We start from the raw sequence: 20,521 nt of genomic DNA, 5'->3' as shown, positions 1-20,521 counted from the left end.
GTGTATCCTGATGATTTTAATTTAGGGCTTTCATTAGACATTTACCCTTTTTCTTTTCATTCTGGCAACCACAATAAAAGTCCCTGCCGCTATTACCGGAAGAATGATTAAGAGATATTTACTATATTCATTAATCAGGTACCCAACAGAAGCGGCATTGCTTCCTAACAGATGCCCGAGAATAAAAAATAATAGTGTCCAAACAAAGCCAGTCGTAAAGGAGAACAGAGCATACCTCCGAAAAGACATTTTGCTAATCCCGACCAGATAAGGAACCACGTGGCGCACAATCGGCAAAAAGTAACTAATTACAAGTGCTTGGCTCCCATACTTTTGCAATAGATATTCAGCTCGTACAATATAGATATCCATGTGTCTTTTACGCCGAATGCGATCTAACACGGGAGCTCCAATCTTATATCCTAAAATATATCCAAGTGACAACCCCGAAATAACCCCTAAATAGGTGACAAAAAAGGCAGGAATTGATTGAAGAATGCCAAATGAGCCAACCATTCCTCCCGTCATGACAATCACTTCATCTGGAATCGGCATACCAACAATGCCAAGCCATAGAGCGAAAAACAGGGCAAAGTAGCCGTATTGATTAATTAACTCAAGTATCGTATCCAACTGCAAGTAATAACCCCCTGATTGTATGACAGCACGGAAGGAACCATGTCAGAAATGTCACTTCTGTCATTTTTTCTTTCATAGCTTTATCATATCGAACAGTTCTTAGCTTTTTTATAACAGAGTTCTAAAGAATTTCTTAAATTTTCTGCTTGTCGCAAAAAACATACCGTTTTCTGCGGTTTTATCTAATTCGTCCGTTACTTGCCTATTTCCTTGTTTTCTTTGTTTGTGACAACCTTTTCATCCATGTCATATAGTATCACGTGAGCATTCTTTTCTATTTAGCTCCCAAAAGGAGGAAGCACTATTACTACTGTCATTTCGCATTTTTATAATGAAGAATATTTGCTTCCATGGTGGCTGATGCATCATACCCAGATATTTGATCATGGTATTCTCATTAATCGGGGTTCAACGGATCGTTCACTTGAGATATGTAAACATTTTGCCCCCCATTGGGAGGTGAGAAATTCAAGGGTACCGGAATTTGATGCGATAGAGGTTGACCGTGAAGTAATGGATATCGAAAAAGAATGTACAGGCTGGAAAATGGCGCTAAACACTACTGAGTTTCTATGTTGTCAAAATAAAGATGAATTTTTCTCGTCCCTTACCACTTTAGGTGAGCATATGTATTCAATCAGAGTGATTATGCTAGTTGATGATCCCAATCATAGCTATCCAGAAGCTGTTTATAACATTCCTTTGGTGAATCAACGCTACCATGGTTACTTCCCCATAGATAATACACACCCCTATATTGGTAGACTGATTCATAAGCATGAACACGGCGCCTATACAGCCGGCAGACATTGGTCCCCGCATAAATTTATCGTTTATCTAACCGCGCCTGCCTTCGTCATAAAGTTTTTTTACAGTCCTTGGAATGATTTAACACGAAAACGAAAACTGCAAATAGGCCCCACGCTCTCAGCGCACAGTATCCAGCACGGCTTGGGTATCTATCATGTCACTACACCTGAGAAGCTACAAGAAACCTATTTGTTTTATGCGAGTGGGACAAAAGATCTTCGTTTGAATCCGGAATACCTTGAGCTGTTTCCCCACTTAAAACCATAATGTAAGCAGTTTCTTAGGGACTTATCGATTTCATCATAGCATATCTTTTCTTGAATCCTTAATGAATCGATTTGTGCAAAGCCAACACCATTATCGGGACTACTGCATAATGTAAAAGCATGAAAAGCTTCATAAAAGGGACATTTTTGGCAACTATGGGGGATAAAAATGAAAGCAGTTATTCTTGCTGGTGGGTATGGAACGAGAATTGGCGAAGAAACCCATTTAAAGCCTAAACCAATGATTGAAATAGGGACAAAGCCCATTCTTTGGCACATCATGAAAATCTTTAGCTACTACGGAATCAATGATTTTATCATTTGTTTAGGCTATAAGGGACACCTCATTAAAGAATATTTTTCAAATTATAACCTGCATATGTCAGATTTTACGCTCGATATGAGTAAAAATGAAATTATGAACCATTCCAATAATGCAGAGCCCTGGAAGGTAACGCTCATCGATACAGGGGAAGGAACGGAGACGGGCGGCCGTATTAAGAGGATACAAAAATATATTGGTGACGAAACGTTTTGTCTGACGTACGGAGATGGTGTAGGGAATATTCCTATTAAAAAATTGATTGAATTTCATCAAAAGCACGGTAAATATGCGACGGTTACTGCGGTTCAGCCCCCTGGAAGATTCGGCTCCCTTATGCTTGAGGATCAGATGGTTGTAGACTTCAAAGAGAAGCCTTTAGGAGACGGCGGCTGGATAAATGGGGGATTTTTTGTTCTAGAGCCAGCCATTTTTTCCTTTATCAATGACGACCAAACCATTTGGGAAACAAATGCTTTAGTCAAATTAGCAAAACAAAATCAGCTTGCCGCCTATCGTCATGATGGGTTCTGGCATCCAATGGATACATTACGAGATAAGCAAAAATTAATGGACTTGTGGGATAGTAAAAACGCCCCTTGGAAGGTTTGGTAGCATGAAGAAATCCTTTTGGCATCAAAAAAAAGTGTTACTAACAGGCCATACTGGATTTAAGGGTACATGGCTTACGTTGTGGTTAACATCGCTGGGGGCAGATGTAATTGGGTATTCTCTCAATCCACCATCTACCCCTCATTTATTTGAAATAGCAGAGGTTTCGAAGGAATGCCGTTCTATAAAGGGCGACATTACAGACTACCCGCTACTTCTGCAAACCCTTGCCGATTATCAGCCAGAAATTATTTTTCATCTAGCTGCCCAGCCTTTGGTTCAGCAATCGTATGCAGATCCACTTACCACCTATCATACGAATGTATTAGGAACCGTTCATGTACTTGAGGCTGCACGACAAACAAAAAGTGTTCATGTAATGATTAATGTTACAAGCGATAAATGTTATAAAAATGATGGATTAGGTAATCATTCCTTTCAGGAAAACGATCCGCTAGGCGGCTACGATCCATACAGTGCCAGCAAAGCATGTGCCGAGGTCATCACTGAGTCTTATCAACAATCATTTTTTCAACCTACATCTTCTTCCACAACACGACTTGCATCTGTAAGGGCTGGTAATGTGATTGGCGGTGGTGATTGGGCCGCAGATCGAATATTTCCAGATATCGCAAGGGCATTGATTCATTCAACGAAGCTTAGTATACGAAATCCAAACGCCATTCGTCCGTGGCAGCATGTCCTAGACCCCTTACATGGATATTTGCTCCTCGCCGAAAAGCTGTGGAATAACCCCGTATACGCCCAATCCTGGAATTTCGGACCGATCGATCATTCTCACCTAACCGTTAGAGAAATAGTAGATAAAGCAGCGAGCATTTGGAACGAAAAGATACAGATAACCGCTCCGTCAGCTACTCCCCCCTACGAATCTCCTATACTAACCCTTGATAGCACTAAAGCTATCCATTCCCTCGGGTGGCATCCAAAGCTAAATACTTCAGAGGCTGTTGCATGGACTGTTCAGTGGTACCAGCAATATCAATCAGGTAAGGACATAAGCTCTTTCACTCGCCAACAAATCAACAGGTTTATAAATTTATAAGGAGTTAGGAGTCTACTGAAAATGTCCGATAAAAAATGTCGTTTTTGCAATTCGTTGCTTACTCATTCATTCCTGGATTTAGGAGTTTCACCTCTCGCTAACTCATTTATATCACCGGACCGCGTAGATGACATGGAACCATTTTATCCGTTGCATGCCTATGTTTGTGATAAATGTTTTCTGGTACAAGTAGGGCAGTTTGAATCGCCAGATCAGATTTTTAATCACTATCTTTATTTTAGCTCCTATTCCTCTAGCTGGTTATCCCATGCTCAGAAATATACCGAGATGGCTATAGCAAGGTTCCATTTGCATCACCATTCGCAGGTTATTGAGATCGCAAGCAATGACGGCTATTTATTACAATACTTTCACAAGCATAATATTCGAACACTAGGGATTGAACCGGCAAAAAATTTGGCGAAAATTTGTAACGATAAGGGAATTCCTACGAGGGCAGATTTTTTTGGAGAGAGATTAGCAAAGCAATTGGTACAGGAAGGCTATAAAGGGGATTTGATTGTCGCAAATAATGTATTAGCACACGTACCTGAATTACATGACTTTATAGCAGGACTAAAAATACTACTACAACCAAATGGTATGATCACAATCGAATTTCCCCATGTCTTGCAGCTCATACTTGGTAAGCAATTTGATACGATTTATCATGAACACTTCTCTTATTTTTCGCTACTCTCCGTTCAAAGCATCCTATCTAGCCACGAGTTAAAGGTTGTCGATGTCGAGGAAATCCCTACCCATGGCGGTTCTTTACGGTTGTTCGTAAAGCATAGTAAAGATAAGGAGCCCATCCAACCAAGCGTGGCAAAGATCCTTGAAAAGGAACAAGAGCACGGGCTTCACCAATTATCAACGTATCTGGAGTTTTCAAAGAAAGTGGAACAAATGAAGATCGATATATTATCCTTTTTCATTAAAGCCCATAACATGAAAAAGAAAATCGTCGGTTACGGGGCCCCTGCTAAAGGAAATACCCTCCTGCACTTTTGTGGTATCGGAAAAGAGTTTCTCCCCTATACCGTCGATCAAAATCCACATAAACAAGGGCTTATATTGCCCGGCTCTCGTATTCCGATTAAAAACCCTGATGAAATACAACGAACACAACCAGATTACGTACTCATTTTGCCTTGGAATGTAAAAGCAGAAATCATGGACGAATGCTCCTATATTCGAAAGTGGGGCGGAAAATTTGTAGTGTTTGTTCCAGAAGTGGAAGTGCTGTAGCGCATGGAAAAGGTTCTCGTAACAGGCGGAAATGGCTGGATCGGCAGATATGTAGTTAGTATGCTACATAAAATGGGCTGGGAGGTTCATGCGACGTACCGAAAGGCGCCACTTTTGGATATTACCTGTACTTGGCACCAAGCTAACCTTTTATCCCATACAGAAGTGACGGCTCTGATTGATCAGGTGAAGCCTTCTCATCTGGTACATTTAGCTTGGGAAACAGTCCCTCCCCACTGTTATCATTCGCTTGCTAACTACGATTGGGTGCAATCGGGCATAACATTATTTCGTCATTTTGCTAAATGTGGTGGTAAAAGGATCATCGTAGCTGGAACATGTGCAGAATATGAATGGCGGGAAGGTTATTTATCTGAGGCTGACTCTCTTTATTCTTATAAAACACCTTACTCTGCTTGTAAAAATATTTTGCGTTTATGGCTCCAATCATACTCTGAGCAGGTTGGTCTGAGTGCCTGCTGGGGGAGAATCTTTCATTTATATGGTCCTCATGATCCGGGGAATCGACTTATTTCTACCCTTATCACCTCGCTATTAAAAGGCGAAGAGGCCTTGTGCACGCATGGAAATCAATATCGTGATTTTCTCTATATCGCTGATGTAGCCGATGCTCTGGTAGCCTTATTAAGGAGCGATATGCGAGGAGCTGTTAATATTGCTTCTGGGCAATCGAGCCAATTGAAACAGATTGCTTCTCTTATCGGTCAAAAAATCGGAAATGAGGACTTAATCAAATGGGGAGCCATTCCATCCCCTCAAGATGAACCTTTATTTGTCGGAGCTAATATTGCCCGATTACAGGAAGGAATAAACTGGAATCCCAAATACTCGTTAGAAGCGGGCTTAGAAGAAACGATAATCTGGTGGAGGAAACATTTAGATGGATGTTCTTATAGATGAATAAATACCTAAAAACAAGCTGATTCCATGAGCATATGGTATCAGCTTTTCGTGTCTTTCAACTAATAAAAACATGTCTATAAAACTACATAGATTAAAAAATAAACAAAAAAGAGGTTATTGGTAAATTATGACGAATTTAATATTGTTACTTTTTACCTACTTATATACTCAGTCAGAAAGGAGCTAGTAAATTGCAACGAACTACTAGAACGAACAATACTCAGCCCAATAGATCAACTCTCAGCCAGACAAATAGAATGGCGAGCAGTCAGACTCGGGGAACGAACACACAAGGCAACAGGGGAACAAATGGTCAAACGAGAACATCAACTACTCGCCAGCCCTCCCCTCAACAAGCTGCCCCTCAACAGAAGCGTCCCGTTAAGAATCAACCCAAGGATAGATTAGGACAAGCGATAGTTTCAATGATTTTTGGTATATTTGGTATTATTTTATTTGTAATGTCCTGCTTCATGTTAAATTACAGTTCAAGATATTACACACCATCCCCTGGTACGATGCTAACCATTTTCTTGGCATTTATTATTAACGCTTCGGGATTTATCTTGGGAATTCGTGCAAGGAATTCTTCTAACGGTAGGGGTATGGCAATTGCAGGTATTACACTGACTTCATTCCCATTTGTCATTATGACACTTTTTTTTGTAGCAACTATCATTGGAACATTTAGCATGTGGATGTAATGTCTTATCTCTCCAAATAAGCAAGGCCCTCTGGTACAAAGAGGGCCTTGCTTATTTGAAATGATGGATATAAAGACCTGTTTCTTGATCGTGGTAGGCTAGTACGCTTGATAGGCTAACGGGAAGCCTGAGAATTCCTCAGGTGATTCCCCTTTTACATTGGCAAACGGACCAAAAATGTAGTGCCCTTCCCCGCCTCGCTCTCAACCCGCACCTCTCCACCATGCGCTTCTATAATGGCTTTTACGATAGCTAATCCAATTCCAGCTCCCCCTGATTTACGACTACGCGACTTTTCACCACGATAAAATCGTTCAAATACGTAGGGGAGCTCTTCTTCTCTGATACCCACTCCTGTATCCGCTACATTTATTACGATATTGGACTGCTGCACTTCGATGGCAACCGATACTTCACCATCTTCAGGAGTATATTTATAAGCATTGCTGAGTAAATTCGTAAATACCTGCAACAATCTGCGATAATCAGCATGCACAAAGATATTGTCCGTGAAAGGCGGAACATAACGAATTCTTTTCTTGTCCCATAACTCTGCAATGCTTTTTTGTGCCTCCGCTATGATAGCAGGTAGGTTTACTTGCTCCTTTTGTAAACGAAGCATTGGGTTTTCGGCTTCCGTTAACTTCTCCAAATCCTTTATCAATAGAACAAGCTGCGAGGTCTGTTCCTGACAAATCTGCAATTTTTCTGATGTCGGCTCCCATATCCCATCTTCAAATGCTTCCATGTAGCTTTGAATTGTAGCAAGTGGTGTTCGTAATTCATGGGCAATATCGGCTGTTAAATTTTTACGTAAACGTTCTTGCTTTTGTAGGCTCTCTGCCAAATGATTCACCGCTTGACCCAACTCCTGTATTTCCCCATGCAATGTGTCCGTCTCCACTCGTGCTGTGAGGTCTCCTGTCCGCATTCGATTCGCTTTCTCTTTCATGTGAAGCAGGGGATGGCTAATACCGCGCGAAATGCGAACGCTATAATAATAAACGCCGACAATGACAATCAGAAGCGCCCCTCCAACCATTCCATTAAATCTGGTAATGAATTCTCTCTCCTGCTCCTGGAATTGACCATCTGGAAGCCCCACATGTAACATACCCACCTGCTGATCTCCAATGATGATAGGTGTTGAGTAGGTAGAATGAGGAAGCTTATCATCTACAGCACAGCTATGCTTTGTGCCTTGCCTTTCCATATGCATTCCCATCTTAGTTGAATCCCAAATGACGTTCCCTTCTGCATCAAGCAAAATGACAGTCATGTCACGCTGCATAGCTCGATGTCCCACACCCATAAGTGTCTGTCTTGACCATTCATTGGCTTTTACATATGATTCGGTCAGGTCTTGTAGGATCGCATCTGCCTCCGCTTGCAGTTGATTTTCAACATATTTCCCAAATGTAATGGAAACCGAGATATTTACAATAATGATGATGACTAACAAAGAAACGAGCGCAACACCCAGATGGGAAAGAAAAAGCTGTCGTTTCATCCCTTTATGCTTCATCACGGTTCACCAAAAATTTATAGCCTACACCAAACACTGTTGAAATAAAGGAGGGGTGCTTGGGATCATCGTTTAATTTTTGCCTTACGTTTTTGATGTGTACGTCAATGGTACGTTCATATCCATCAAATCCATAACCTTGAATGTGATTAATTAATTCCAGACGGCTAAACACTTTTTTTGGTTGGCTAGCTAGCGTATACAATAGCTTAAACTCAATAGGTGTTAATGTGATGCTAGCCTGATCTAACGTTACCTGATGTAGTTCTGGTTCCACACATAGACGTTTTTGGAGAAAGGTAAGTGCTTGCTCTTGTTTTTTCGTAGTACCTGTCCGCCGTAACAGCGTAATAACCCGAGCCACTAATTCACGTGGACTAAATGGCTTACTAACATAATCGTCGGCCCCCATTAACAGCCCATTAATTTTATCATCCTCAGCACTTTTAGCTGTCAGCATAAGAATAGGAATATCGGAGGTCTTGCGTAACTTTCGACATATATCCTCTCCCGACATATCAGGTAGCATCAAGTCTAATATGATGAGGTCTGGATGTAAAAGCTGATGGAGCTGAAGTGCCGCCTCCCCCGTCTCTGCTACGTAAACAATGTAACCGCTTCTCTCTAAATAAGCTCGAATTACCTGTAAAATATTTTCTTCATCATCAACGACTAATATCTTGTGTTGACCCATCTACTCTCACCCGCCTCGCTTACTATGTGCAAAAATGCACAAGTAGGCAGCCCCTCCTTTCTGGAAAGTCTGCCTGATCCTGTTTCTTTTTTTATTATAAGCGATTATTTACGATTTGGAGTCTGGTCTGTATAATTGTTCATCATTCTCTCATGCATGCCGTTTGGGCCATGGCAGCTTTCATACATAGATTGAATCTGTGCGTCTGTCAGTTGCGGGTGCATTTGTTTCATCAAAGGGCGCATCTGTTCAAATTCCTTCTGCTTTTGATCAGGTGTTACCTGTGACGTGCCTGCATACACGCCTGTTGCGATCCCCAAGACGACAACCAACGATGCTAGAGAAAAAATTATTTTTTTCATATCTGCTCCTCCTTTTTTTTCTTAGCTTACAAAAAAGAAATGAGGAACTGATGTAGTAAATATAAAGAAGTTATGAAGGACATAATACACGCATATAAATATATACCTGACAGGAAAAAAACAACATTAAAGTTAGACGCTTGACAAAAGTAAGCTATGACATTATTATACTTATAATTAGTAAGTTACTAAACATTATCTGAAAGGAGCAACACAAAAGTGGCAAACAAACAACAGCTTGGCGCACTCATTCTTCGTGTTGTACTAGGTCTAACCTTCTTGCTGCACGGTCTTGATAAATTCCAGGGGGGCATCGAAAACATTGTAGGATTTTTCGAAAGCATCGGCCTACCTGGCTTCCTAGCTTATGTAGTTGGAACTATCGAATTAGTAGGAGGTATCCTATTGATTTTAGGGCTAGGAACTCGTGCCATTTCATTTTTACTCATGGTCATTATGGTAGGAGCTACCCTAAAAGTTAAATTGGCGGCTGGTTTCATCGGTGGCTATGAATTTGACCTTGCTCTCTTCACAATGGCGCTATATCTTGCATTGAATGGTAGCAGCATGGCAGCAGTAGATAACCTGCTTCCTTATGGAAAAAAAGAAACAGCGTAACGTACAGTACGAATTAATGCTTTTCCACTGCATAAGAAACCGTTTCTTTCTACACGCAAAAGCCTGGAGTTATATGCTCCAGGCTTTTTGTAATGAATACTAGTTTATATCTCTACTTTAGGCTCGTGCTTTATACAGCAGATAAAGGAAGTATGGCCCCCCTATAATCGCTATGACGATTCCTACAGGAAGCTCAGCCGGCGAGAACACGGTCTTGGCAATAAAATCTGATACCAAAACCAAGAGCATCCCCATCAAAGCTGATACAGGCAATATCCGTCTGTGATGATTCCCGACCAATGCTTTAGCAATATGCGGCGCCATTAATCCAACGAACCCAATACTACCTGACACTGATACACATGCACTAATGATCCCAACACTAGCTAGCAAGAGCACCATTTTTTCTTTCTCGGTGGATACTCCAAGTCCTCTAACGCTGTTTTCATCTAGCTGCAATAGATTTAACACGTTGGCTTTTCGAAATAATATCGGGATAAACAAGATAAACCAAGGGAGCATAGCCACAATATAAATCCAGTTAGCACTCCAGATACTACCTGTCATCCACACGGTTGCCATCTCAAAATCCTTTGCGTTCATGCGTAAAGAAAGGTAGAGCGTAAATGCCCCCAGACCCGTTCCAACTGCAATTCCAACCAGAATAAGCCGTTGTGGGTCTAGTTTCCCCTTTTGCCAAGCAAATAGAAAGATAAGGAAAGCAGAGAGCAGACCACCCACTAAACCAAACAAAGGCATGGCTAATGTTGTTAATAACCCTTCGCTACCCATTTTCCCCTCAAACATAAAGATAAACAGTACAATTGCTGCACCTGCCCCCGCATTGATGCCCAATATTCCAGGATCAGCAAGTCCATTTCGGGTAATCGCTTGAACAACGGTACCGGCAAGCCCTAGCCCCATACCAACAAGGGCCGCAATCACAATACGCGGTAGGCGAAATTCAAAGATAACCAGATCATGCTCAGGTTTAGGATCATGACGTAGCAATGTGTTGATAACGTCTTGTAGCGTCATATCAAACTCGCCGTTTGTAACACTAATATAAATAGCTAGCAATGCAAGACAAATACTTGCTATTGTAACTGTCCAAAATCGAGCAGTCGATGTCTTAGCAAATACACGCGATTGCTTTTTGTTAGTTACCATGTTTTTCTCCCCCTTTTTTAACAATCAAATAGAGGAAGAATGGAATACCAAACAACGAAGTAACTACTCCAATTGGCGTTTCAAAAGGGTAATTCATAAACCGACTTAGGATATCGGAAAATAGTAAAAAAATTCCCCCAACCACCGCTGAACACGGTACGATCCACCGATAATCTATCCCCACCAGAAAGCGAGCAATATGTGGAACAATTAATCCAACAAATCCTATCTTGCCTACCAAAGCAACAGATATCCCGGTCAAAATGACAACAGTCAGCATCGTCAGCCCTTTAATCAGAGCTGTACGCTGGCCCAAATTGACCGCTATCTCCTCACCCAATGACAGAATCGTAATGGATTTAGACAAAAATAACGCCAGTAAAATACCTACGATTGCAAAGGGAAGGGCTAATTTAATCAAGCCCGGATCAATTTGGTGTAATCGAGCGTTATACCAAAAGCTGAGATTCTGCGATATTTGAAAATAAGTGGATAAGGCTTGCGATATACTACTTAGGACTGTTCCGATAACTGTCCCGATTATAGCCAATCGGACTGGAGTCATACCATTAGGCAACAGGGATGCAAACCCCAATACAATACCTACCCCTAACGCAGAACCAAGTAAAGAATACATGATCATTTGTAGGGAGGACGTATCTGGCATAAAGATCATACACACCGTAATAACAAATGCTGATCCGTCTGATACCCCCATAATGGAAGGAGATGCCAGAAAGTTTCTGGTCATCCCCTGCATTAAAGCTCCCGACATTGCTAAGAAGGCACCAATTAATAGTGCTCCTACAGCTCTTGGTATTCTGGAATGCATGATAATCTGATGATCAGCATTACCAGCATCAAAATGAAAGATAGCATCCTGAATTGTACTAAGCTCTATGTTTTTAGCTCCAAAGACAATGGACAGTGCCATCAAGATCACAATAAAAATTGGTGATGTCAACAAAATGGCAACTGGTACTGATTTCTTCACTCTCATTGCGCTCTTCTCGCCCTTTTATCTACTTGGACAGCTTTTCCACCGCAGCTTTCAAGAAGTTAATTTTGCTCCATGCTGTACCACCTTGTCCTAGTGGATCTACTACATTCACGTAAACATGGCCATTTTTCACGGCGTTAATGCTTTGCCAGATTGGATTTTTCTCTAGATCCTCTAAAGATTTAGGTTGGTCTTTGTTTTCATCAGGTGAAAATTGAACAAAGATATAGTCTGGATTCATGTCACTAAATTTCTCTAATGACATAGCCTCTTGCGCTTTAGCCGCCTTAACTTCCTCTGGTGCTGTAAAACCTAATTCCGCATATAAGGATGGGTTAAAGAAGACTTTTTCTGGATAGATATTGATAGTACCTTGACGCAGGCGTATCGCTACTACTTTCTTATCTTTCAGCTTATCGCCCAAAGAAGCTTTTGCCTTTTCTAGATCTTCTTTATATTTTTTCAGTACATTCTCAGCTTCTGCTTGCTTTCCTGTTAATTCAGCTAGTAAGTGTAAATTAGCTTCCCAATTGCTTGAGATATGAGAAACAGGGAAGGTTGGTGCGATTTTCTCGAATTTACTATATACTTCTGGCTTAAATTTAGACGAACCGAGGATCACGTCTGGTTTTAATTTAAGCATGGTCTCCAGATTTGGTTGCATTTTTTCACCAATGGATTCCGATGAGCCTGTAATACTTTTATAAATATCCGGGAATTTCCCACCTACACTAATCGCACCTACTGGCTCTACACCTAAAACCACAGCGTCTTCCATAGACTCCATACTACCTGTAATGACAATGCGATCTGTCTTAGCTGGAACTTTATATTCTTGATCAAGATACTTAATCGTTCTTGTTTCGCCTGTTGCTGATTCTGATGCTTTTTGGCTATCACTGCTGGTAGCTGTCGGATTGGCAGGTGCTGTTGTCTCTGTTTTCCCGCCGCAAGCCGTTACCATAAGAGCCAGTATGGCTACTAGACCTACTCCTAGAAACTTACGTTTATTCATGTTTATAATGTCCCCTCTCGATAAGACAATCTGAAATGTTTGATAATAATTCTCATTTACGATTATAGAGGAGTAGACTCTGCTCGACCATGAACGATTTCCGGAATCAATATGGACGATTTCCAGAAAAGAGACGATAAACATCCTCGATTAAACGCTCATGGGCCAGCGGAGAGTAATCACGCCAAGGATTTGAAAAGATTTCATGAACATTGTTTAGGCGCACCACTCTAATCTGTTGCCATTCTGGTCTCATTTGGAGTTGCTTCCAGTAATGTAGCGTCTCTGACTCGGGGCAGGCAAGTACCAATATATGATCAGGATCATACTCTGCCAGCTTTTGTATCGTTATCTTTTCATCAATTCCCACATCATGCAGCGGATGGGCGGGAATCATTTGCAAATCACCATAAAATACCTGAGTCATACTAGGATTGCTGTATACATATATATTTTGTTTTAGTAGACGGACAATCAGAAAGGTATCGTTTTTTACTACTCCGCTGATTTCCTCTCTGATCATCTTCACCTTGTGATCATAAGATGTAAGCCATTTATCTGCATCCTGAGGTACTTGTAAAAGCTCGGCTGTTTGCAGAAATTGTGCTCTCCAATCTGTATCACTCCATGAGACATAGCTCACTGATCCTGCCTGTTCCAGCTTTGCCTTCTCTTTTCCTTCTAGTTGATCGATGCTGATAATAAGATCGGGATGGATTTGCTCTAAGACCTCAATATTGCTTTCCCATTTGTAATCGACACGGTACGCACTTAAGTGAATAGGTATTTCCGTGCGGTATTTTTCATAGTAGATGGACGACCATTTTGGATGCAGGGGAGCCGCATAAGGGATCACCTGCAAGGCGAGTACATAGCCAAGAAGCCGGTGACTATAGATAGCTACCTTTTTCTGACGTTGCTTCATGTATGTGGTGGGAGATACACCAACCTCCTGCTTAAACTTCCTGCTAAAGTAAAATTCATCGTTATAGCCAATTTGATGAGCAACGTCCTTTAAGCGAACCTGCGGTCTACTCATAAATTGCTTTGCTTGATTCATCCTCACTTTTGTTACATATTCAATTGCCCCGATTCCATACGTCTTTTTAAACAGCTCGCCAAAATACTTTGAACTTACTCCCGCTATTTTGGCTAAATCGTCTACACAAAGGTTTTTATTAAAATGAGTATCGATGTAGGTTTTGGCTTTAGCAATAGCAGTTTTAGAATCCTCAAAGCGGATGTCCTTATTGTTCATAAGTGTATGAATAAACTGTAGAAAAGTGATTTGCCCCAAAAAACGGTCCATGGGCTTCTTGCTTTTCCATTGCTTTTCGATCGTTTGGCACAGCATCGTCGGTTGGGAGATCGTATGCGATACTTGTCCTCCTTTCCCGAAAGGTCCTTTATCACGTACAGGCTTCAACTGTCCCCTCCGCTTTCCTGATTCCTGATAGACATGAAAATAAATCACATAGCAATAGGTTTCTACCTCTGGAGTTAATTCAAGTCCAAGTGTTTGACCTGGTGTACATACATAGACGCCATCCTTTTGTAGTGGGTGAGCTTGTTCATCAATTAGGACATGCCCCTGACCTTGAAGAGCGATAAGCAAAACATACGAGGAGGTCATCTGATGAATCAATGGAACTGGTTTATACTGGCTCCCCTTAAGCAGTTCTATCTCTTTTAGCTTAAATTGGTATTGATCTATTTCTACAGTCGATTCAGCAGAAAACGAATGTTGCTGTTGTTGATCTGACATATATGTCGCCACTTTCTATGTTTTGTCATATCGGTTCATTGATAACTATTCTCAACAAATCTGAGTTATTTGTAGTATAGCAAAGCTAGTTATATATTTGAAACCAATTAACATACTATATCGTCTTGTATCATATACATATCTTTTACATAAATTACTAATTAACCAAATAATAACTTTTAGATATGGAGTGGTTCCTATGAAAAATTCAGGATATCTGGTGCTTAGCTCAGTGTTAGCCATAGGATTATTAACAGGCTGTGGAAACAGTGGTTCAACAAGCTCCCAGCCAGTACAAGGAGAAACCACACCTCAGACAAATACGCCCCAGAAGAATCAACCAACTGTCGAACAAGACGTTATCAAACAAATGCAGGATATTGCGTCACAAGCAAAAGAGCCTGTTGAATTAATCACCTACTTGGATAAGACGATCAAAAGCGTAAAAAGTGAAACTGCCGATCGGCTATTCGTTATTTTAGATGATTATTATGCCACTCACTTGATTGGATTGAACGAAAGCTTTTCCAAGTTATTAGCTGAGAATAACAATGCCCAAAAGCTATATGAAATTGGCTTCCCTGTTGATGTGACGAAGATTCAAGAAGAGCCTTTAAAAAAATACGTGCAGGATAAATTGGCTGGCAAGCTAGCCTTAACAGATAACGAAGGGGATTTGTTTTGGATGGTAGATTATGATGCCTTAAAGCAATACTCCCGCTACCTCACTGACGACATGAAGTCATACCTGGAGCTACAATGGGACGAATATAATAAACCTATTTCCAGGGATGGTAGTTTAACTATCTCACATCAAGAGCTGGGAGAACGCATCGTAAAAGTAGAAAAGTATCTAACCTCCTATAAGAACGGAATCAAAAAAACAGATGTTAGGAATCTATATCAAACCTATTTGCAAGAATATCTCAGTAACTATCGCTACGATGCCATTGATGAAAAAACCATGAAGCTGTTGCCAAAGGTAAAGAAAGCGTACGAACAATTCATAAAAACTCACAGTGATACGAAGACAACAAGCATCATTGCAGAGTACCTGCAGATTATAAATCAAAACAAAGACGTCATTTATGAGCATGGAAAAGCAGGAGAGAGTATCATCGGTGACGCTAAGCCAGACATCTCCAAGTTTTGGGGATCATTACCTCAAAAGGTTGAGCAAACATTCGGCGCATAACAAACAGGCTGAAGGAGCCTTATTACGTCCTTCAGCCTTGTTTCATGATAGAAAAATGATTGGTTATGCTGTGTGAGTGGGAAACATACTCTGCACCTCTTGTTTCCAGACCTGCTCTGGCAACTCCTTTAGCTGATGCAGAAGCCTTTGGTTAGCCCAATTGTTGTATGCATACGAAGTTACAGTTTAATCCATCCCTACGCCCCCTACCCTACTTTCACTGCCTCTACAAAATTGGTGTAATAGGTTGCTCCACCGCCTAGATCGGTTAGTGCTTCTGAGGTTGTTACATTCACATTCTTTTGCCATAAATTAATCGGGGTAACCAGCACACCGGCTCCTACTTTTTCGCTAATTTTAGCTGGGAGAACAATCTCCCCACGATCGTTGTATACTTTCACCTGATCGCCTTCTGCAATCCCTCGGGAAAGCGCATCCTGAGGATTCATATAGAGGACTGGCTCCTTTTCCCGTTTTTTCAGTGTCTCTACATTCCCAAAGCTGGAATTTAAGAAATGCTTTGCTTTCACCGTCAAAAAGTGCAAAGGATATTGCTCAGCGCCCTCCGCCTTTTGCTCAAGCGGTGTGTAGTTAACCAACGGCTCCAAGCCTAGCTCTTTCATCTGTGGCGCTAGTGCCTCGATCTTTTTACTCGGCGTTAAAAAGCCGTGCTGAAACGGAAAGAAATGATCTCCTTCAAATGATACTTTCTGATATTTCTTTTCTTTAAGCGTCTCATACGTGATTCCGTTAAGAAACGGGTGGGTAGAATCCAATGCCTGCCTAATTAAATCCTCGTCGCTATCGGTAAAGCAGTCTTCTGTATATCCCATCGCCTTGGCTAGCAAACGGAAGGTCTCCGTATTAGATTTGGCTTCTCCTAAGGGGGCAATAGCAGGCTCGTTTAACTGTACATATAAATGCCAGTAGGATGTATGAATATCCAAATGCTCCAGAGTTGTAGTCGCAGGCAAGATAATATCTGCATATCGGCAGGTTTTTGTCATATGCTGCTCATGGACTACCGTAAATAAATCATCCCGGAGTAGCCCCTCCGTAACCTTATTAGCATCAGGAGTCACTAAAGCTGGATTACTGTTATAGACATAAAGAGCCTTTACGGGATTGTCTTGCTGTAAGAGAGCAGAGCCTAATTGCGCACAGTTTATTTCCCGCGGATTTCCTTCATACACATCTGCTCGATATAGATTCTCGTAATTGATTCCGACATCCATATTGGCTAGTAAAAAGCCTCCGCCTAGCTCCTGCCAGGCTCCTGTTAATGCTGGAAGTACCGCCAATGTACGAATGATTTCTCCCCCAGTCGTATGACGCTGTGGACCAAATCCGCAACGGATAAGGGAAGCCTTGGTGCTTGCATATAATTGAGTAAATTCAATGATCTCCTGCTCGGAAAGCCCCGTAATGCTAGCTACATGAGCTGGTGTATATGGTTTTACGCGCACCTTTAACTCATCAAAGCCTTGTAGATGGCTGGCAATGTATGCGTGATCGAGCTGATCGTTTTGAATTAGTACATGCATCATCCCCAGTGCAAGTGCGCTATCGGTTCCTGGTTTAATTTGCAAATGGATATCTGCCTTTTCTGCCGTCTCATGCCTATAAGGATCAATGACCACCAAAACAGCGCCATTCCTCCGTGCTTCCTCCATAATCGGGAACTGATGGACGTTTGTATGAAGCGTATTGGTGCCCCATGCGATAATCAAACGAGAATGTACCATATCCTCTGGATCGACACCAAGTCGGGTTCCATATACAGAGTGTAAAGCCGCTGAGGCAGCAGATGCGCATAAAGTGCGAGCCAGACGAGAAGCACCCATTTTACCAAAAAAACGTCGATCCATACTGCCGTAGTTAATCAACCCCATAGTACCAGCATAGCTATAAGGTAAGACAGCCTCGGCTCCATATTGACGAATGGTTTCCTTCCATTTATCCGTAATGAGCTGGATGGCTTCCTCCCACGAAATTCGTTCAAATACCCCTTCCCCTTTTTTACCTGTTCTTTTCATGGGATATAAAATCCGGTCTGGATGATACACCCGCTCTAAATAATTATTTACCTTGATGCACAGAAAGCCTTTGGTTACCGGGTGTTCTTTGTTACCGCGAATTTTCACTGCTTTTCCTGATTCATCGACAGTCACTGTCATACTACAGGTGTCCCAGCAATCGTGGGGGCAGATATTGGTATGCTCTTTTGTCATGGCTTCTCTCCTCCTTACTCTTTCTCTTTTCGACTATTTTTCATCTTATTTACAGACTTTTGTATCTATACTATAATGATTGAACAATCTTTCCCATTCAAAAATTAACCTTTACAAATAATAAAAAGGATATAAAAATCAGGCTATAGTGCTCCTTCCTTCTACGACAAATGGATATTAGGGGCACTGCTCTCCTGATTTTTTTTACTATGCCAATGAAAAATTCTATCTATCTAAGACGCAAAGGTAAGCTACTTGTACAGACAGGAATCAGTCATTTACCTCTTCCTTACCTAGCTACTGCCTTAAAAAACCTGGAGCATCTTGGCTTCACCTTTTCCCACCGATTGATGGAACGGTTGCAAACCCTATCTGTCGAAGAATTTACTACATTCTTTCAGCAGCTAGAAAAGGACGTAAAGCAACTGGTCGGAGCTCATGTACGATATCGTCCGATGTATCAAAATTTCCCCCAGCAACTAATGGAAGCAAGCCAAGCAAGCTTATATGTGAACGCCATTATTCACTATCTCACCCTTTCTCTTCCGATTGATGAAGTAAAGAAACGACTTCCACTGCTTGATCAACATCAGTTAACTGTCATTGAACTTGGAAATGAAGAGGAATTAGAGCAAATCTTCTGGAATCTCGTCCAGTCCAAAACCTCCCTTTCCGAAACCGACAAGGATGACCTCAGCTTCTTTATACAAGAATATCAGGTTTTAGATAAACTTGTGCAGTTAGATATTCCATTAAAAGAAAATATTGCGCTGCTCACAGGCTTACTATTCTCATCCAGTAAACTATCACCTGCCTTTTTTTTCAAACATATCAAGACAGCAATAGATGTTTTACGAGTAGCTACAGCCTTATCTGGCGGTGATATCAGTCTATCCAACGCTACGCCCTTTCGTAAATTTACACGTGCCCAAAGACGTTTTATCTTGGGGCTATTAGAGAATTGTCATGCCCTCGAAGAAGATATGCTGCGCTATAAAAACCGTTGGATTCGATTAGGGGAAATTTTACACCCTACGGAATACAAGCTACGTTTCCCACGGTGCGCCGATGCTTTTTATCTGATTCGTAACAATCAAAAAATCGAAACATTCAACAGTAAAGTAGAGGAAGCTCTATTACATCGACGGCTATCAGAAGCAATCGAGCTACTTTCCACTAGACCGGGCGAGCTGGCACGTCGTCTTGATCACATCATACGTCTCAGTGTGGATTGGCAGCCAATCACCCATGCTTTTGAAAAGATAGTTGATCAGGTTTCTTCACCTGTATTGCTACAGGTGATGACACATTTTGCGAACCGTCACATTCCGCAAGCCGTCCGTACATTTTTCCCGAAAGGAAATGTAGCCAAAGTTCAAGTGAGTGCTGACACGCTGGCTCCTCTTCCTAAGGAAATCGGTGATTCAATCATATCCATCTGTCAAAAGGAACTCATGCAGCGTTTTTCCCAATTGCCGCCGCTGGGCTATGTATATGTCGATGAACAATTGCGCAATTACAATGTCCCCTTCTCCCAACGCTCAGCTCAGAAGGCGCTCCGTACGATTACGCGAGGTTCTAAGCTTGATTTACCAGCTGGAAATACCATCCGCTTTTTTACCTGGTGGCGAGAAGGTATCGTGAACCAAGTTCCGACAGATCGAGTGGATGTTGATTTATCTGCTGTGATGTATGACCACAACTGGAATGATTTAGAACACATTTCCTATACGAATCTAGTCTCATCTTCCTTTAAGGCCTACCATAGTGGTGATATTACTACTGCTCCACAAGGTGCCTGCGAGTTCATTGATATCGATTTAGCTGCTGCGGCAAAAGCAGGGGCTCGTTATCTTTCCATGTCTTTGCATTCCTTTACCAGTCATCCTTATTGTGATCTCCCTGAATGCTTTGCTGGCTGGATGATGCGACAGCACCCTAATTCTGGTGAAATCTTCGAACCGGCTACCGTACAAAATAAAATCGACATCACTGCTGATACAACGATTTGTATTCCCGTTATGATTGATATAGAGGCTCGTCAGGTCATCTGGACCGATTTAGCTCTTACTTTTGAACCTACCTATGCCAATAACGTTGAACATAATCGAAACAGCATGCAGCTCATGGGAAAAGCCATGACAAATCTGATTAAACCAAATTTATACGACCTGTTTGTATTACACGCCTTAGCCAGAGGAACGCTTGTTGATAATCCTGATCGTGCCCAATCCGTCTTTTCTGTAAATAGTGGGATAACACCCTATGACACCGAAAAAATCATGTCTGATTATTTATAGCACATGCATTCTGATGTCTAGTCACAGGACCGTCATTTGACACATACGATAT

The 20,521-nt window shown here is 41.5% G+C and carries 18 protein-coding genes; 9 read left to right on the top strand and 9 right to left on the bottom strand.

Annotated features, from left to right (window positions below):
* Positions 1-33: 33 nt before the first annotated feature.
* Complete coding sequence (locus tag GOP56_RS17515) at positions 34-639, bottom strand: DedA family protein (protein ID WP_003343267.1); 606 nt, start codon at positions 637-639, stop codon at positions 34-36.
* Positions 640-999: 360 nt separating this feature from the next.
* On the opposite strand from GOP56_RS17515, the gene GOP56_RS17510 reads away from it, so the two are divergent.
* The 6 genes from GOP56_RS17510 to GOP56_RS17485 all read left to right on the top strand — a co-directional run bounded on the left by GOP56_RS17510 (position 1,000) and on the right by GOP56_RS17485 (position 6,594).
* Positions 1,000-1,716, top strand: coding sequence for a glycosyltransferase family 2 protein (locus GOP56_RS17510; RefSeq protein ID WP_254068444.1), 717 nt, complete (start codon positions 1,000-1,002; stop codon positions 1,714-1,716).
* A gap of 168 nt (positions 1,717-1,884) precedes the next feature.
* Complete coding sequence (gene rfbF / locus GOP56_RS17505) at positions 1,885-2,652, top strand: glucose-1-phosphate cytidylyltransferase (protein WP_022585383.1); 768 nt, start codon at positions 1,885-1,887, stop codon at positions 2,650-2,652.
* A 1-nt stretch (position 2,653) separates the two neighbouring features.
* Positions 2,654-3,715 carry a CDP-glucose 4,6-dehydratase gene (gene rfbG, locus GOP56_RS17500; RefSeq protein WP_163246169.1) on the top strand — a complete coding sequence of 354 codons (1,062 nt, stop codon included), beginning with the start codon at positions 2,654-2,656 and terminating at the stop codon, positions 3,713-3,715.
* A 21-nt stretch (positions 3,716-3,736) separates the two neighbouring features.
* The gene (locus GOP56_RS17495; protein ID WP_163246168.1) at positions 3,737-4,966 is read left to right on the top strand and encodes a class I SAM-dependent methyltransferase; all 1,230 of its coding nucleotides are present in this window, start codon (positions 3,737-3,739) and stop codon (positions 4,964-4,966) included.
* A 3-nt stretch (positions 4,967-4,969) separates the two neighbouring features.
* Positions 4,970-5,887: an NAD-dependent epimerase/dehydratase family protein gene (locus GOP56_RS17490; RefSeq protein WP_163246167.1), complete on the top strand. Its 918-nt coding sequence runs from the start codon at positions 4,970-4,972 to the stop codon at positions 5,885-5,887.
* Positions 5,888-6,081: 194 nt separating this feature from the next.
* Complete coding sequence (locus GOP56_RS17485; protein ID WP_163246166.1) at positions 6,082-6,594, top strand: hypothetical protein; 513 nt, start codon at positions 6,082-6,084, stop codon at positions 6,592-6,594.
* A gap of 154 nt (positions 6,595-6,748) precedes the next feature.
* Here GOP56_RS17485 and GOP56_RS17480 read toward each other — a convergent pair whose 3' ends face one another.
* The 3 genes from GOP56_RS17480 to GOP56_RS17470 form a co-directional block, all read right to left on the bottom strand.
* Positions 6,749-8,119: a sensor histidine kinase gene (locus GOP56_RS17480; protein WP_163246165.1), complete on the bottom strand. Its 1,371-nt coding sequence runs from the start codon at positions 8,117-8,119 to the stop codon at positions 6,749-6,751.
* A complete protein-coding gene (locus GOP56_RS17475; protein ID WP_121473279.1) occupies positions 8,109-8,813 on the bottom strand; it encodes a response regulator transcription factor in 705 nt (234 codons plus the stop codon). Before GOP56_RS17475 ends, GOP56_RS17480 begins: the two co-directional genes overlap by 11 nt.
* 104 nt (positions 8,814-8,917) lie before the next feature.
* A complete protein-coding gene (locus tag GOP56_RS17470; protein WP_003343252.1) occupies positions 8,918-9,175 on the bottom strand; it encodes a hypothetical protein in 258 nt (85 codons plus the stop codon).
* Positions 9,176-9,394: 219 nt separating this feature from the next.
* Between GOP56_RS17470 and GOP56_RS17465 the strand changes: the two genes are divergently transcribed.
* Complete coding sequence (locus GOP56_RS17465; RefSeq protein ID WP_003333673.1) at positions 9,395-9,793, top strand: DoxX family protein; 399 nt, start codon at positions 9,395-9,397, stop codon at positions 9,791-9,793.
* A 117-nt stretch (positions 9,794-9,910) separates the two neighbouring features.
* Here the strand turns inward: GOP56_RS17465 and GOP56_RS17460 are convergent, their stop codons facing one another.
* The 4 genes from GOP56_RS17460 to GOP56_RS17445 form a co-directional block, all read right to left on the bottom strand.
* Complete coding sequence (locus tag GOP56_RS17460; protein ID WP_022585377.1) at positions 9,911-10,963, bottom strand: FecCD family ABC transporter permease; 1,053 nt, start codon at positions 10,961-10,963, stop codon at positions 9,911-9,913.
* A complete protein-coding gene (locus tag GOP56_RS17455) occupies positions 10,953-11,963 on the bottom strand; it encodes a FecCD family ABC transporter permease (protein ID WP_003343248.1) in 1,011 nt (336 codons plus the stop codon). Before GOP56_RS17455 ends, GOP56_RS17460 begins: the two co-directional genes overlap by 11 nt.
* Positions 11,964-11,985: 22 nt before the next feature.
* Positions 11,986-12,978 (bottom strand): iron-hydroxamate ABC transporter substrate-binding protein, encoded by a 993-nt coding sequence (locus GOP56_RS17450; protein WP_163246164.1) that lies wholly within the window; start codon positions 12,976-12,978, stop codon positions 11,986-11,988.
* Positions 12,979-13,084: 106 nt separating this feature from the next.
* Positions 13,085-14,743 (bottom strand): helix-turn-helix domain-containing protein, encoded by a 1,659-nt coding sequence (locus GOP56_RS17445; protein WP_163246163.1) that lies wholly within the window; start codon positions 14,741-14,743, stop codon positions 13,085-13,087.
* Between the two features lie 199 nt (positions 14,744-14,942).
* Here GOP56_RS17445 and GOP56_RS17440 point away from each other — a divergent pair, with 199 nt between their 5' ends.
* Complete coding sequence (locus tag GOP56_RS17440) at positions 14,943-15,938, top strand: hypothetical protein (protein ID WP_163246162.1); 996 nt, start codon at positions 14,943-14,945, stop codon at positions 15,936-15,938.
* Positions 15,939-16,144: 206 nt separating this feature from the next.
* Here the strand turns inward: GOP56_RS17440 and GOP56_RS17435 are convergent, their stop codons facing one another.
* Positions 16,145-18,169: a molybdopterin-containing oxidoreductase family protein gene (locus GOP56_RS17435; RefSeq protein WP_163246161.1), complete on the bottom strand. Its 2,025-nt coding sequence runs from the start codon at positions 18,167-18,169 to the stop codon at positions 16,145-16,147.
* A gap of 215 nt (positions 18,170-18,384) precedes the next feature.
* Between GOP56_RS17435 and GOP56_RS17430 the strand changes: the two genes are divergently transcribed.
* Positions 18,385-20,469: a TerD family protein gene (locus GOP56_RS17430; RefSeq protein WP_174250731.1), complete on the top strand. Its 2,085-nt coding sequence runs from the start codon at positions 18,385-18,387 to the stop codon at positions 20,467-20,469.
* Positions 20,470-20,521 lie beyond the last annotated feature (52 nt).

It is taken from the genome of Brevibacillus sp. 7WMA2 (genome assembly GCF_010748895.1).
Taxonomy (GTDB): domain Bacteria; phylum Bacillota; class Bacilli; order Brevibacillales; family Brevibacillaceae; genus Brevibacillus_B; species Brevibacillus_B halotolerans.
The sequence above is the reverse complement of the archived record's forward strand: the minus strand, read 5'-3'. Positions and strand labels throughout refer to the sequence as shown.

What these genes read in the sequence shown, in the direction of transcription:
- GOP56_RS17510 (WP_254068444.1), top strand. Translation starts at nt 1,000, where the DNA reads ATGCATCATACCCAGATATTTGATCATGGTATTCTCATTAATCGGGGT.
- rfbF (WP_022585383.1), top strand. Translation starts at nt 1,885, where the DNA reads ATGAAAGCAGTTATTCTTGCTGGTGGGTATGGAACGAGAATTGGCGAA.
- rfbG (WP_163246169.1), top strand. Translation starts at nt 2,654, where the DNA reads ATGAAGAAATCCTTTTGGCATCAAAAAAAAGTGTTACTAACAGGCCAT.
- GOP56_RS17495 (WP_163246168.1), top strand. Translation starts at nt 3,737, where the DNA reads ATGTCCGATAAAAAATGTCGTTTTTGCAATTCGTTGCTTACTCATTCA.
- GOP56_RS17490 (WP_163246167.1), top strand. Translation starts at nt 4,970, where the DNA reads ATGGAAAAGGTTCTCGTAACAGGCGGAAATGGCTGGATCGGCAGATAT.
- GOP56_RS17480 (WP_163246165.1), bottom strand. Translation starts at nt 8,119, where the DNA reads ATGAAGCATAAAGGGATGAAACGACAGCTTTTTCTTTCCCATCTGGGT.
- GOP56_RS17475 (WP_121473279.1), bottom strand. Translation starts at nt 8,813, where the DNA reads ATGGGTCAACACAAGATATTAGTCGTTGATGATGAAGAAAATATTTTA.
- GOP56_RS17470 (WP_003343252.1), bottom strand. Translation starts at nt 9,175, where the DNA reads ATGAAAAAAATAATTTTTTCTCTAGCATCGTTGGTTGTCGTCTTGGGG.
- GOP56_RS17460 (WP_022585377.1), bottom strand. Translation starts at nt 10,963, where the DNA reads ATGGTAACTAACAAAAAGCAATCGCGTGTATTTGCTAAGACATCGACT.
- GOP56_RS17455 (WP_003343248.1), bottom strand. Translation starts at nt 11,963, where the DNA reads ATGAGAGTGAAGAAATCAGTACCAGTTGCCATTTTGTTGACATCACCA.
- GOP56_RS17450 (WP_163246164.1), bottom strand. Translation starts at nt 12,978, where the DNA reads ATGAATAAACGTAAGTTTCTAGGAGTAGGTCTAGTAGCCATACTGGCT.
- GOP56_RS17445 (WP_163246163.1), bottom strand. Translation starts at nt 14,743, where the DNA reads ATGTCAGATCAACAACAGCAACATTCGTTTTCTGCTGAATCGACTGTA.
- GOP56_RS17440 (WP_163246162.1), top strand. Translation starts at nt 14,943, where the DNA reads ATGAAAAATTCAGGATATCTGGTGCTTAGCTCAGTGTTAGCCATAGGA.
- GOP56_RS17435 (WP_163246161.1), bottom strand. Translation starts at nt 18,169, where the DNA reads ATGACAAAAGAGCATACCAATATCTGCCCCCACGATTGCTGGGACACC.
- GOP56_RS17430 (WP_174250731.1), top strand. Translation starts at nt 18,385, where the DNA reads ATGAAAAATTCTATCTATCTAAGACGCAAAGGTAAGCTACTTGTACAG.